This window comes from Buchnera sp. (in: enterobacteria) (assembly GCF_056343165.1).
The window spans coordinates 32,360-46,707 of the sequence record NZ_JBWHTS010000001.1; the positions used below are offsets into that span (position 1 = coordinate 32,360).

The window sequence follows — 14,348 nt, forward strand, 5'->3', positions numbered from 1 at the left end:
GATTTTTCTTTTATTAGTTTTTTATATTTCTTCTAATAAACGAATTATATTAAAAGCTACAGATTTAGCACTTTTATCATCAGTTTTAACTCTAATATCTGCGATCTCTTCATATAAAGGATTTCTTTCATAAGCTAAATTTTCTAATATAATGCGATTTGAAGTTGCAGTTTGTAATAATGGTCTTTTTTTATCTCTTTTAGTGCGTGCCAATTGTTTTTCAATTGTTGTTTCTAAATAGATGACAATACCACGAGATGATAGAAAATTACGAGTTTCTTTAAATTTAACTGAACCTCCGCCTGTAGCAAGAACAATACCTTGTTTGGTAGTTAATTCATCAATAATTTTTCGTTCTCTCAAACGAAAACCACTTTCACCCTCTACGTCAAAAACCCAACTTATATCGGCGCCAGTACGCTTTTCAATTTCTTGATCAGAATCAAAAAAATCCATGTTAAGTTGTTGAGATAATTGACGACCAATAGTACTTTTCCCAGCACCCATAGGCCCAACTAGAAAAATATTTCGTTTTTCTGCCATGTTTTTATTACTAAGATAATTCGTTAATAAGACCAATGCTCAGCATATTTTGCTAGCAGGACATAAACACACGTTAAAAATAAAATAAAATTATTTTAAATTAACGATTGATACATATTTTAAAAATATTTTTTATTATTTGTTCATTAATCAATTAATCCTTTTAATTAACATAGCAAAAATATAAAATGACTGTTTTTAAAAAATATATAAAATACATTCTATCAGAATCAGTATAATTTTTTCTATTTTTATTTTAAAAAAGATATTTTCTATTTGTAAAAAAACATTAAATATAATTTAATTAAAATACAATCTAAATAAGTAAAAACTTGACGTTTTTTATTTTTTTATATTAAAATATAAAAATTAATTTTCAGTATTTTTTAAAATAATGGTGAGATGTCCGAGAGGCTTAAGGAGCACGCCTGGAAAGCGTGTATATGGAAACGTATCAAGGGTTCGAATCCCTTTCTCACCAAAAATATACTTTTACTTTCAAAAATATTTTTTATAAAACAGATTCTAAAGCTAGTTCAATCATATCATTAAAACTTGATTCTCTTTCTTTCGATGAAAGAGACTCCTTATTGATTATATGATCAGATACTGTACATATTGATAATGCTTGAACTTTTAATTCAGCAGCTACGCCATATATTCCTGAAGTTTCCATATCAACTCCAATAATATTATATTTTTTTAAAATATTTAGCATATTTTCATCATCATTATAAAAAGAATCTGTTGTGAAGAAATTACCAATCGTAACTTGAATATTCATTTTTTTTGCAACTAAAAAAATGTTATAAATCATATTAAAATCTGCAATTGCAGAAAAATCATGATTATTAAATCCTATTCTATGTATTTTTGAATCAGTAGAAGCACCCATACTAATTACTATGTCACGCAACTTAATATCATCTCGTACAGCACCACAAGTTCCTATGCGAATAATTTTTTTTACATTAAATTCGACAATTAATTCTCTTGTATAGAGACAAGCTGATGGTATTCCAATACCATGACTCATTATTGAAACTTTTCTACCTTTATAAAATCCAGTATACGCTAACATTAAACGAGTATTATTTATTTGAATGCAATTATTTAAATATTTTTCAGCAATATATCTTGCTCGAACTGGATCTCCCGGCATAAGAACTACATCTGAAAAATCATTTTTTTTACTATTGATATGCGGAGTAGACACTAATTTTTCCTTTTTTAAAATATATAAAATACCGGGTCTTAAAACTTTAAAGCATACTTTGACCATAGAGCATGTCAGTTAACAGAAAATACTTTGCAATAGTTTGCCCTATATCAGCAAATGTTTTACGATGACCTAAAAAATGTTGTTTAATACCTGGTGAATAAATTAATATAGGAACATTTTCTCTAGTATGATCTGTTCCTTCCCATGTTGGATCGCATCCATGATCTGCTGTTAAAATTAATAAATCTTTTTTTTGTACTAAATTTAGTATTTCTGATAATCTATAATCAAAAAATTCTAAACCTTTAGCATATCCAGAAACATCACGACGATGACCCCAATTTGAGTCAAAGTCCACTAAATTAGTAAAAACAATAGTATTGTTAACAGCAGTTTTCATTTCACTAATTGTTGTATTGCACAGTTCATCAAGACCAGTAGATTTGATCTTTTTACTTATTCCTACTCCGCCATAAATATCAGAAACCTTTCCAATTGCAATGACTTGTCCTTTTTTTTCATCTATTAATTTTTTTAGAACTGTTGTAAAGAAAGGTTTAATTGAAAAATCACGTCTATTGCCGGTACGTTGAAAACTCGATTTATTATTTCCAATGAAAGGCCTTGCAATAACTCTTGCGACTTTATACTTATATTCATCTAAAATAGAACGAATAGTTTCGCATAATTTATAAAGATCAGCTAAACCAAAAAAATATTCATGACATGCTATTTGCAAAACAGAATCTGATGAAGTGTAAATTATCGGTTTTTTTGTTTTAATGTGTTCTTGACCCAAACGATTTATAATATCAGTTCCTGAAGCATGACAATTTCCGATCAAACCTGTTAATTTTGCGGAATTTATAATTTTCTCTAATAAATGATCAGGAAAACTATTTTGTTTGTCTTTAAAATAAAACCAATTATCTAAAACTGGCACACCTGCAATTTCCCAATGTCCTGAAGTAGTATCTTTTCCAGAAGAAATTTCGCTGGCAAAACCATACCTAGCAATAATATTGGCGCTGCGCTCAAATCCTAAAGGATATTTTCCCGTAGATTCTTTATATGCATTTATTATTCCCAATTTCACTAAATTGGGAATATTTAAAAAACCTTTTCTTCCCACATTCGCTTGGCCTAAAAAACACTGTTCAACTATATGTCCAAATGTATCAGAACCGACATCATTAAATTTATTTGCATCAGGACTAGAACCTATGCCAAAAGAATCTAAAACAATTAAAAAAACTCGTTTCATAATTACACTTCCAAAAATTAATTAAAAAATCATTATTATTTAATTTTTTGAAATATTACTGTTCTCGTATTTTATCAAAAAAAATTTCAGAATTCTGAGTTATAATTATATTCAAGTTAGCAATACTTGGCGCTAAATATATTAAATTATCAGTAGTATCATATGCTAAATTAGCGCTGTGATTTTTTTTAAATTGGTATATGCTATTATAATTTTTAGATCTGATCCAACGAGCAACAATGATATTAACTTTTTTATATATTGCATCTATATTATATTCTATTCTTAACCGTTCAATAACAACATCAAATTGCAACGTTCCAATAGCACCTAAAATCAAATTGTTATTGAGAATAGGACGGAATACTTGAATAGTTCCTTCTTCAGATAGTTGAATTAAACCTTTTTTTAATTGTTTTTTTTTGAGAGGGTTTTTTAAGTAAATAAGACGAAAAATTTCTGGCGCAAAACTTGGTATTCCAATAAAATTTATTTCTTCTCCCTCTGTAAAGGTATCACCAATTTTAATTGTTCCATGATTATGAAGACCTATAACATCACCGGGATATGCTTTATGTATGGATATTCTATCACCCGCTAAAAAGTTAAAAGCATCAGAAACCGTTACATTTTTTTTTGCTCTTACATGTTTTAATTTCATTCCTTTTGTATATTTCCCTGAAACAATCCTCATAAATGCTATTCTATCTCTGTGTTTTAAATCCATATTAGCTTGAATTTTAAATATAAAACCTGTGAATTTTTTTTCTTGAGGATACACTCTGCGTTTATCGCTTTGACGATACAATGGAGAAGGAGCCCATTTTATTAAACTATCTAATACATGATCAATTCCGAAATTTCTAAGTGCACTACCAAAAAAAACAGGAGTAATAATATTTTTTAAAAATATTTCTCTGTTAAATTTTGGATATATACTGATAATTAATTCTAATTCTTGACGAATATGTTTAGCTAGTTCTTTACCAATATATTCATCTAGCAAATTATTAGAAAAATCAAAAAAATCACAAAAATTTAAAATTTTTCTTTTAAATAATTTATTTTTATATAAATCAATTATTTTATCATAAATATGATAAATACCTTTAAAATTTTTCCCGCAACTAATAGGCCAATTAATAGGTATGCAATTTAATTTTAACTCTTTCTCAATTTCATCTAAAATTTCTATTGGTTCTCGACTATCACGATCTAACTTATTAATGAAAGTAATAATAGGGGTATTATGAATACGTGTTACATCTATTAGTTTTTTAGTTCGTTCTTCTATACCTTTAGCAGCATCAATTACAACTAAACAACAATCTACAGCCGTAAGAATGCGATATGTATCTTCTGAAAAATCTTGATGACCAGGAGTATCTAACAAATTTATTAAAATATTTTTATATGTAAATTGCATAACTGAAGTTGTTACAGAAATACCGCGTTCTTTTTCAATATTCATCCAATCTGATTTAACATATTTTCCGCTTCCTCTTCCTTTTATCGTTCCAGCAGTGCGAATTGCTTTTCCAAACAATAACATTTTTTCAGTAACAGTAGTTTTTCCAGCATCAGGATGGGAAATAATTGCAAAAGTTCTTCTTTTGCTCAATTCCTGTTCATGATTTGAATCAAACATATATATACTCATTAAAATACTTAATATTAAAGATTCATATAAAAAAATTTATATAAAAATATAATACATAAAAAAATATCATCTATCTAATAAAAAAATTATTAAAATACATTTTTAAAATGATTACTTTAAAAAAGTAATGAAGAAGAGTTTAAGAAAAAAGAAAAAATTTATATACTTTACATAAAAAGGGAAAATTAATATAAAAATCGAAATACGGATATTCTCGTATTTCTAGATATCTTAAAATAACTATTAAAGTTTTATATGGTTGAAAATATGTTTGAAAATAAAAAATTAAAATATTAAATATTGATTAGTTCTTCTGAATATAATTTTAATAAAAAAAGTTGTAATTACTGATAAAATAAAAAAACATTATGATAATTTCATTTACTTCTTATCGAACTGATACAATGACTGATAAAAATTTTATTTTTTTATTTTTATTCATAAAAATAGAAAGATATTAACGATAATTAGTAAATCAGTTGCTTTATTAGAAATATATTATAAGGATCCTTCAAAATCATTAAAATTTTTTAAAAAATAGAAAATTATCTCACCAATATAGTTAATTTTTATAACCGACTTGATTCTTTTGAAGTATATTAAAGAAATATAAAATAAATAAATGACATTTCAATAATTTTAGTGCTTTTAATTCTTCTATCTAACCTTTAAAATATTAGTAGAATTTAGAATAAACATATAATCTTTTTCTAAAAAATAAAATGCATTCAATAACAGCTTAAATAATTATCATAATTAATGTTTAACTACGAATTTACAATAAAATTATTTAATATTACTTATTATAAAACAGTAAAAAATTTATTAGATATGGAACAAAATACACTCTAAAAATAGAGAGTTCTTGAAAAAATTAGACCACACATATAAAAAACATAATTAATTTAACGAAATGTATATCTTGTAGAATAGATATGAATGGCTATACAATAACATAAGTTTATAAAATAGGAATAATTAAAAGTTATAGTTTTAAAATGGAACAAGATTCAAATAATTTTTTTTTCTGATTTAAAATATATAAATAAAAAAAACAATTTTTTAAATAAAAATAAAAATTAGTTTTTACTAGTTTTCAATTTAGTTTCTATTTAATTTCTATTTAGTTTCTAATAACAATACATTACATAATAAATATCGATAATGTTGAAAATATTGCAGTTAGTATTTTAAAAATTAGTAAAATGAATGTTGTCCATGTAGATGCTGTGTTTCATCATATACTTTTTTTATTTCAGGAAAAGCGGATAATATTTTTTTTTCAACTGTTTCTTTTAAAGTCAATCCAATCATTGAACATCCATTACAACCTCCGCTAAATTGTATTGTAGCTATCTGGTCTTCATCTATTTTGATTAAATGAACTTGTCCTCCATGCATAGATAATTGAGGATTGATTTCTAAATTTAAAAAATTTTTTATTTTTTCTTCTAGTGAAGAACATTTTTTTTTAGAAAAATTATTTTTAGCATATGGTGCTTTTAATGTTAATTGAGAACTAAGTTTATCAGTAACAAGATCAATTTCTGAATCTTTTAAATAAGAAATAATTTCTCTATTAACGTAAACAAAAAATTTATTATAATTTAATTCAATATCTGACTTTTCTATCTCATCTTCTGAGCAAAATGCTAAACCGCATTCTGCGCTAGGTGTGCCTGGATTCACGATAAAAATACGTATTTGAGTATTTTTAGGTTCATTTGATAAAAGTGAAACAAAATGTTTTTGGGCATTTTTAGAAATATTAATCATAAGAATTGTTTATAATAAATTTTGTTTAATAAATAATATCATTAATTTGTCAAAATTAACAGAAAATATTTGATCTTCAAATAAATATTTTTTTAAAAAATGTAATAATTATAAAAAAGAGAAATCAATGAGAAAATTTTGCTGGACTACTATAGGAACAGGGAAAATAAATATTATTGTGTTAAGTGGATGGGGAATAAACTCAGAAATATGGTTTTTTGTCGTTCAAAAACTTCAATTATTATTTAAATTTTATTTAATTGACTTGCCTGGATCTGGAAAAAATAAAAATTTACCCCCAATGAAAATAGACGAAATAATTCAGGTGTTATATCATAATATGCCTAGAAATTCTATTTGGCTAGGATGGTCTATAGGTGGATTAATTGCCAGTTATTTTGCATTGTCTTATCCTGAACATACTTTATCTGTAATTAGTGTAGCTTCTTCTCCATGTTTTATAAAAAAAGACAATTGGCCTGGAATAACGAAAGATACAGCACACCGTTTTTATTTTAATCTTAAAACACAATATTATAAAACAATAAGTGAATTTTTAAACCTACAAAAAATCAGTTCAAAAAAATATATTAAAGATATAAACATATTAAAAAATATATTACTATCTCAACCTAGACCAAGTCTGAAACTATTAGAAAAAAATTTAGAAATAATTTTTTTAATGGATTTGCGTTTAGATATTACTTTTATTAAAGTTCCTATCCTGAGGATATATGGTTCATTAGATAATTTAGTTCCTAAAAATATATCTTATATACTCGATAAAAAATGGCCAAAAACTCATTCCGTTATTATAGAAAAAGCTGGTCATGCCCCATTTATTTCTCACAAAAATAAATTTTGCTCTATACTATCAAAACTTAAAAAATTATTTTAAAATTTAAAAACTAGTTGCCCCAAAAAATTGGGGCTGTCATGTGTTCAATTTTTAAAATGATATTCATCAAAAAGGAATTTCATCGTCAAAATCTATTTCTGAAGTAGCGTGAGTTAAATCTTTATTGGCATTATGTTTTTCTACATTATCATCAAAATCTACTGTATTAGTTTTGTTTTCTTTTACTTTGGTGTTATGATCATGTGTTGACATTGGTTGTAAATTAGAATTGCGATTACCTAACATTTGCATTGTGCCGCCAATATTTACAATAACTTCTGTAGTATAACGTTCAAGTCCATTTTGATCCTGCCACTTTCTAGTTTGCAATGATCCTTCAATATAAACTTGAGAACCTTTTCGAAGATATTCACCAGCAATTTCTGCTAGTTTTCCAAATAAAACTATTCGATGCCATTCTGTTTTTTCTTTATTTTCACCGGTATTTTTATCTTTCCAATTCTCTGAAGTAGCTAATGTCATATTTACTACTGCATTACCATTAGGCATATAACGAACTTCAGGATCTTGTCCTAAATGACCAATAAGAATAACTTTATTTACGCCTCTACTTGCCATAAAAACTCCATTTTTTAAATGTGATTTTTAAAACACACTTAAACATATAAATTGAAATTATACATGTTAAATATTTTATTGAGTATAATCAAATCTACAAAATACTGTATTATTTTTTAAAAGTGTTAAAATACTTTAAGTATCAACTTATTTTTTCTTGCAATTAATTCAGAAAAAAAAGATATTATAATTTATATTATTAATTTAAAATTAACATTTAATGATAAATAATCATATATTCTATCTTTTACAATATAAAAAATCATCTATAAATTTTTTATTAAAATACTTATATTTTTAAAATTAAAAAGAAAAACTAATATCATTGAGTATATTTCAAATTAATTTTTAAAAATATATTCTTTTCTAAAAAAATTAAATAAAAAATGAAATCTAAATAATAAAAATAAATATTTCTCCAGTAAAAATAAATAAATAAATTTTATTATTTATACACATTTCAAATTTATACACATTTCAATTTAATGATCAAAATTAAAGAAGAATAAAACTATTTCATAAAATATTAAAATATATAAAATTTATTTTATAATTTTTTAAATTTATAATTATAAAAGAAATAAAAAAGATTTTAAAAAATGAAGCAAATAGATTAGTCCATAGATATTATATTATTGCAATATTACGATATAATTTCATACAGATTCACTAAATAATGGTATATGCAATAAATATGGCTAAAAATAAATTATATTTAAATCAAATCAATAGATTAAAAATTCCACCACATTCTTTAGAAGCGGAACAGTCAGTATTAGGTGGATTGATGTTAGATAACGAACAGTGGGATAGTGTTTCAGAACATGTAGTTGCCGATGATTTTTTCAGTAAACCCCATCGATTGATATTTCAAGAAATGCAAAAACTTCTTGATCTAGGATATCCAATAGATTTAATCACTCTATCTGAATCTCTAGAACAAAAAGGAAAACTAGAAAGTGTCGGTAGATTTTCTTATTTAGCTGAACTATCAAAAAATACTCCTAGCACAGCAAATATTACTGCATATGCTGATATAGTTCGAGAACGTGCGATAGTAAGAGAAATGATATTAGTAGCGAATAAAATAGCTAATGCCGGGTATGATACACAGGGCAGAAAAAGTGAAGAATTGCTAGATTATGCAGAATCAAGCGTATTTAAAATTGCAGAAAAACGTTTTAAAAAAGACTCTGGACCAAAAAATGTTGAACAAATTCTTGATGAAACTGTTGCCAGTATTGAAAAATTATTTTTATCACCTCACGATGGTGTAACAGGAATTAATACAGGATATCAAGATTTAAATAAAAAAACATCAGGACTACAGCGATCTGAACTTATAATTATTGCAGCAAGACCCTCAATGGGAAAAACAACATTTGCAATGAATTTATGTGAAAATGCTGCTATGCTATATGACAAACCTGTATTAATATTCAGCTTAGAAATGCCTGGAGAACAAATTATGATGCGCATGTTGGCATCTTTATCTAGAGTTAATCAAGCACGAATTCGCACTGGACAATTAAATGATGAAGATTGGGCGCGTATATCTGGTACTATTAATATACTTCTAAAAAAAAAGAATATTTATATTGATGATTCTTCAGCATTAACTCCCAGTGAAGTTCGTTCAAGAGCACGTCGTATTTATCGTGAAAATAATGGATTAACTTTGATCATGGTAGATTATTTACAATTAATGAGAGTGCCTTCCCTGTCCGAAAATCGTACTCTTGAAATTGCAGAAATATCAAGAACATTAAAAGCCTTAGCAAAAGAACTCCAGGTTCCAGTAATAGCGCTATCACAACTAAATCGATCTTTAGAACAAAGATCTGATAAAAGACCAGTAAATTCAGATTTACGCGAATCAGGATCTTTAGAACAGGATGCAGACTTAATAATGTTTATATATCGTGATGAAATTTACAACGAAAATAGCGATCTGAAAGGGATAGCAGAAATTATAATAGGAAAACAAAGAAATGGGCCAATTGGAACAGTTTGTTTAACTTTTAATGGACATTGGTCTAGATTTGATAACTATTCTGGTCATAAATACGATTAAATATTAATATTTTTAAAAATTTTTAAACAGTTTAAAAATAAAATATCAATTGTAGCTATCAAAAAATATTTTTTAATTATTTAATTATAAAAAATTAATTCTTTTTTTAAATAAATTATTTAAATAATACCAAAATAAATTTTATAAAAATTAAAATTTTCAGGAAAATAATTTCATTAATTAATATTTTTAAAAAAATAATTAAAATAATATTATTTTAGATTCGAATATAAATATATTGTAAATTTAATTCAAGATTATTACAAAAAATTTCTCAATCAAATAAGAGAAGATATATGCATAAAAAAACAAATTTAAAAATTGGAATATTAATGGATTCTATTAGCACTATTAATATTAAAAAAGATTCAAGTTTTGCTATTTTATTAGAAGCTCAAAAAAGAAATCATACTATTCATTATATGGAAATGCATGATATTTATATAAGGAAGGGACATTCATATGCAAGAACTCGATTAGTAACATTACAAAAAAATACAGAAGAATGGTATCGTTTTGTTCAAGAACAAAATATTTCTTTAAGCGAATTAGACGTTATTTTTATGCGAAAAGATCCTCCATTTAATACTGAATTTATTTACTCAACATATATTCTAGAACGCGCAGAAGAAAATGGTGTTTTAATAATCAATAAACCTCAGAGTTTGCGAGACTGCAATGAAAAAATGTTTATATCATGGTTTCCAGATTTAATTCCTGATACTTTAGTAACAAGAAATATTTTTGAAATACATCGGTTTTGGAAAAAAAATCAAGATATTATAATAAAACCATTAGATCAAATGGGTGGAGCTAAAATCTTTAGAATAAAAAAAAATGATCCTAATTTTTCAGTTATTGTTGAAACAATGACGAATTATGAAAAAAAATATTGCATGGTTCAAAAATATTTACCAGAAATAAAACTAGGAGATAAAAGAATTTTAATTATTGACGGTAAAATTGTACCTTGGTGTGTGGCAAGAATTGCTCAAATTGGAGAAACTAGAGCTAATTTAGCTTTAGGGGGGAAGGCGAAAATACAATCATTAAATAAAAAAGATTGGAAAATAGCAAATTATTTATCTCCTATCTTGAAAAAAAAAGGCTTAATTTTTGTTGGATTAGATGTAATAGGCGATAAATTAACAGAAATCAATGTTACAAGTCCAACCTGTATTTGTGAAATTGAATCAGAAAAAAACATTTCGATTACTGGAATGTTGTTCGATTGTATTGAAAAAAAAATATTGTGATAGAGATCATAAAATGATAGTCATTGCATTTGATTTTGGTATAAAAAAAATTGGAGTAGCTGTAGGGGAAAATATAACTAAAAAAGGAAGACCTTTAAAAGTTTTAAATGCTCAAAATGGAAATCCTAATTGGAATAATGTAAGCAATTTAATACAATACTGGCAACCTAAATTTATTATTGTAGGTCTTCCATTAAATATAAATGGAACAAAACAAAAAATAACTAATAAATCAGAAAAATTTGCTAATCTATTGAAATATAAATTCAAAATTGTCGTAAAAATGCATGACGAACGCTTAACTACTGTAGAAGCTAAATCAATAATGTTCGAAAAAAATGGTTTTAAAGCATTAAAACAAGAAAAAATTCATTCTTATGCTGCTGTAATTATATTAGAAAGTTGGTTTAGCCAATATTTTTTTTCAATATAGTTGTTAAAAAATTTTAAAAAATAACGTCGAAAATATCTATTTAAATTACAAAATCATAAAAAACACAAAACATTATAAAAAATTATCTTTTTTTAAAAAATAATAGTAGTTAGGAAAAATCAAAATATCAATATTATTGAAGCGGAAATATTCTTAAGAATTAATAATTTTAGAGAAAATTATTTATAGGAAGACATTTTACAATCGAGCAATTAAAAAAAATAAAAATATTACATCACATTTTATTAATAAATAGTAAAATAGAACCTAAAAAAATAAAAAACCGCTGAAAACTTTTCTTAGCATCAAACGGCTGAATTGAAAATAGCTATTTTATAAAATAAATTCAAAACTGGAACATTTACTAAATAAAACATATTTGAATATAAATTTAATAATTTTGAAATATTTAACAAAATAGTATTAGAATAATATGAAAATTTAGAAAAATAAATTGCTTTAATACTTAATCTACACTTAAAAAAATTATAGATAATACGTCAATAAAAAAATATTATTGATATACAAAATGCAATATAAAAAATAAAAATTATATTTAACTAATTCAAAAAATACTTATCAATAGATATCCTATCATTAGTAATAAGTTTTGATTATAAAAGAGTCGCTACTTGATACAAGCAGCATAATAAAAATTAGATACGGTATTTTAAAAAAATGTATTTTTTAAAAATTAATTCAAAAAGATGAAAGTGTTATCATGTTAAAATTATCTCCTATTAGTTTATATATTCATATTCCTTGGTGCTTAAAAAAATGTGGATATTGTGATTTTTATTCGTATGTAAGTCAAAAAACTATTCCTGAAGAAAGATATATTGAAAATTTATTAAAAGATTTTGAAAAAGATTTACATTTAATTGATAATAGAGAAATAAATACTATTTTTATTGGTGGCGGAACACCTACTTTATTAAAAAGTAATTCTATAAAAAAATTAATTCATGGTATAAAAAAAAGAAATATTATTTCTAAAAATGCCGAAATCAGTATAGAAGCCAATCCAAAAACTCTAGAGTATCAACGTTTTATTCATTATAAAAATTCTGGTATAAATCGTTTTTCTTTAGGTATTCAAACATTTAATTCAAATTTTTTAAAAAAAATAGAACGCACCTATGATTCAAAAGAAGCAATAAAAGCAGTTATAGAATCAAAAAAAATTAGTGATAATTTAAATCTAGATTTAATGTATGGTTTACCGGGTCAAGTAATAGAAGACGCATTATTAGATTTACAGTTTGCTATTAAACATAATCCATCTCATATATCATGGTATCAACTAACTATAGAACCAAATACTGTGTTTTATGCAAAAAAAATAAAATTACCTAATGAAGAGATAATATTTAATATGTTAATTGAAGGAGATCAATTATTAAAAAATTCAGGATATAAAAAATATGAAATATCTTCATATGCAAAAGATAATTATCAATGTCAACATAATTTAAATTATTGGAATTTTGGAGATTATATAGGAATAGGTTGTGGTGCTCACGGTAAAATTACTCAAAAAAATGGAAAAATCATTCGAACAGTTAAAAATAAAAATATAAATGATTTTTTAAATGGAAATTATTTAAATTCTATAAAAATAGTATCTGAAAAAGATAAAATATTTGAATATTTTATGAATGTTTTTAGACTATATCAACCAGTTTTTAAAAAACATTTTCGAGAAAAAACTAATATAAATGAATGTTTAATAGAAAAAAATATTCAAACTGCAATAAAAGAAGGATTTTTAATTAATGAACTAGATTTTTGGCATACAACTAAAAAAGGGAGAAAATTTTTAAATTTTCTATTAGAAATATTTTTAAAATAAACTTAAAATCTCATTTTTTTATTTGGAACATTAAATCAAAAATTTTATTACCTTGCAAATATCCTTTTCTTTCGAATTTAGTTATTATACGTGAGAGAGGACGCCTAATAAAATTATTTTTTTTAGATAAGTTTTCATAATTTTTAATATCTTTTATTTGATTTAATATATAAAAAGCATATGATTCTGAATCAGTAGCAATATGCAATATACCATTAATAATTAATTTTTTTGATATTTTTTCTAAAAAATTATATTTTAAAAGTCTTCTTTTATGATGACGTTTTTTATTCCAAGGATCGGGGAAAAAAATTTGCACGGTCGATAAAGTATGATCTGAAATCATATTATGTATAACTTCCGTTGCATCATGATAAATGATTTTTAAGTTCTTAATATTATAAGAATAAGCAGCATGCAAACAAGATCCTATTCCTGATTTATAGACTTCTATTCCTATAAAATTCTTATCAGGAAAACTAGTTGCGGTTTTAATTAGGGATTCTCCGGAACCAAAACCAATTTCTAATACAACTGGAGCGTGACGATTAAATATAGATGATAAATTTAATGGTCGTAATTGAAAATCTAAACCAATTAAAGACCAATATTTTTGAATAGCATTTAATTGAAATGCAGTAATACGACCTTTTCTACAAACAAAACTACGAATTTGACGTAAAAAAGTACCATTATAATTATATTTAGGAGTTAGAATATTATTTTTCATGTTTTATTTAATATTTTATTTTTAATTAATCAAAATATATTTTTAAATAATATTAGCACAT

The 14,348-nt window shown here is 24.5% G+C and carries 12 protein-coding genes and 1 tRNA gene; 6 read left to right on the top strand and 7 right to left on the bottom strand.

Going from position 1 to position 14,348, the window contains the following annotated elements; translation table 11 throughout:
* Window positions 1-21: 21 nt before the first annotated feature.
* Window positions 22-543, bottom strand: coding sequence for a shikimate kinase AroK (gene aroK / locus ACTP5B_RS00250; RefSeq protein WP_464828987.1), 522 nt, complete (start codon window positions 541-543; stop codon window positions 22-24).
* A 396-nt stretch (window positions 544-939) separates the two neighbouring features.
* On the opposite strand from aroK, the gene ACTP5B_RS00255 reads away from it, so the two are divergent.
* Window positions 940-1,024: transfer RNA gene (locus ACTP5B_RS00255), tRNA-Ser, on the top strand.
* A gap of 30 nt (window positions 1,025-1,054) precedes the next feature.
* Here ACTP5B_RS00255 and deoD read toward each other — a convergent pair.
* The 4 genes from deoD to ACTP5B_RS00275 all read right to left on the bottom strand — a co-directional run bounded on the left by deoD (window position 1,055) and on the right by ACTP5B_RS00275 (window position 6,465).
* The gene (gene deoD, locus ACTP5B_RS00260; RefSeq protein ID WP_464828989.1) at window positions 1,055-1,759 is read right to left on the bottom strand and encodes a purine-nucleoside phosphorylase; all 705 of its coding nucleotides are present in this window, start codon (window positions 1,757-1,759) and stop codon (window positions 1,055-1,057) included.
* A 46-nt stretch (window positions 1,760-1,805) separates the two neighbouring features.
* A complete protein-coding gene (locus tag ACTP5B_RS00265) occupies window positions 1,806-3,029 on the bottom strand; it encodes a phosphopentomutase (RefSeq protein WP_464828991.1) in 1,224 nt (407 codons plus the stop codon).
* A gap of 55 nt (window positions 3,030-3,084) precedes the next feature.
* Window positions 3,085-4,677: a peptide chain release factor 3 gene (locus ACTP5B_RS00270; protein ID WP_464828993.1), complete on the bottom strand. Its 1,593-nt coding sequence runs from the start codon at window positions 4,675-4,677 to the stop codon at window positions 3,085-3,087.
* A 1,209-nt stretch (window positions 4,678-5,886) separates the two neighbouring features.
* The gene (locus tag ACTP5B_RS00275) at window positions 5,887-6,465 is read right to left on the bottom strand and encodes an NfuA family Fe-S biogenesis protein (protein WP_464828995.1); all 579 of its coding nucleotides are present in this window, start codon (window positions 6,463-6,465) and stop codon (window positions 5,887-5,889) included.
* A 127-nt stretch (window positions 6,466-6,592) separates the two neighbouring features.
* Here ACTP5B_RS00275 and bioH point away from each other — a divergent pair, with 127 nt between their 5' ends.
* Window positions 6,593-7,363, top strand: a complete 771-nt coding sequence (gene bioH, locus ACTP5B_RS00280) for a pimeloyl-ACP methyl ester esterase BioH (protein WP_464828996.1) — start codon at window positions 6,593-6,595, stop codon at window positions 7,361-7,363.
* A gap of 66 nt (window positions 7,364-7,429) precedes the next feature.
* Here the strand turns inward: bioH and ACTP5B_RS00285 are convergent, their stop codons facing one another.
* The gene (locus ACTP5B_RS00285) at window positions 7,430-7,942 is read right to left on the bottom strand and encodes a single-stranded DNA-binding protein (RefSeq protein ID WP_464828998.1); all 513 of its coding nucleotides are present in this window, start codon (window positions 7,940-7,942) and stop codon (window positions 7,430-7,432) included.
* Between the two features lie 676 nt (window positions 7,943-8,618).
* Between ACTP5B_RS00285 and dnaB the strand changes: the two genes are divergently transcribed.
* The 4 genes from dnaB to hemW all read left to right on the top strand — a co-directional run bounded on the left by dnaB (window position 8,619) and on the right by hemW (window position 13,557).
* Entirely contained in the window at window positions 8,619-10,016 is a 1,398-nt protein-coding gene (gene dnaB, locus ACTP5B_RS00290; RefSeq protein WP_158355303.1) for a replicative DNA helicase, read from the top strand.
* A 296-nt stretch (window positions 10,017-10,312) separates the two neighbouring features.
* The gene (gene gshB, locus ACTP5B_RS00295) at window positions 10,313-11,272 is read left to right on the top strand and encodes a glutathione synthase (RefSeq protein WP_464829001.1); all 960 of its coding nucleotides are present in this window, start codon (window positions 10,313-10,315) and stop codon (window positions 11,270-11,272) included.
* 13 nt (window positions 11,273-11,285) lie between these two features.
* Window positions 11,286-11,705 carry a Holliday junction resolvase RuvX gene (ruvX, locus tag ACTP5B_RS00300; RefSeq protein ID WP_464829003.1) on the top strand — a complete coding sequence of 140 codons (420 nt, stop codon included), beginning with the start codon at window positions 11,286-11,288 and terminating at the stop codon, window positions 11,703-11,705.
* A 721-nt stretch (window positions 11,706-12,426) separates the two neighbouring features.
* The gene (hemW, locus tag ACTP5B_RS00305; RefSeq protein ID WP_464829005.1) at window positions 12,427-13,557 is read left to right on the top strand and encodes a radical SAM family heme chaperone HemW; all 1,131 of its coding nucleotides are present in this window, start codon (window positions 12,427-12,429) and stop codon (window positions 13,555-13,557) included.
* 10 nt (window positions 13,558-13,567) lie between these two features.
* On the opposite strand, the gene trmB is transcribed toward hemW, so the two are convergent.
* Window positions 13,568-14,287 carry a tRNA (guanosine(46)-N7)-methyltransferase TrmB gene (trmB, locus tag ACTP5B_RS00310; RefSeq protein ID WP_464829007.1) on the bottom strand — a complete coding sequence of 240 codons (720 nt, stop codon included), beginning with the start codon at window positions 14,285-14,287 and terminating at the stop codon, window positions 13,568-13,570.
* Window positions 14,288-14,348: the final 61 nt, after the last annotated feature.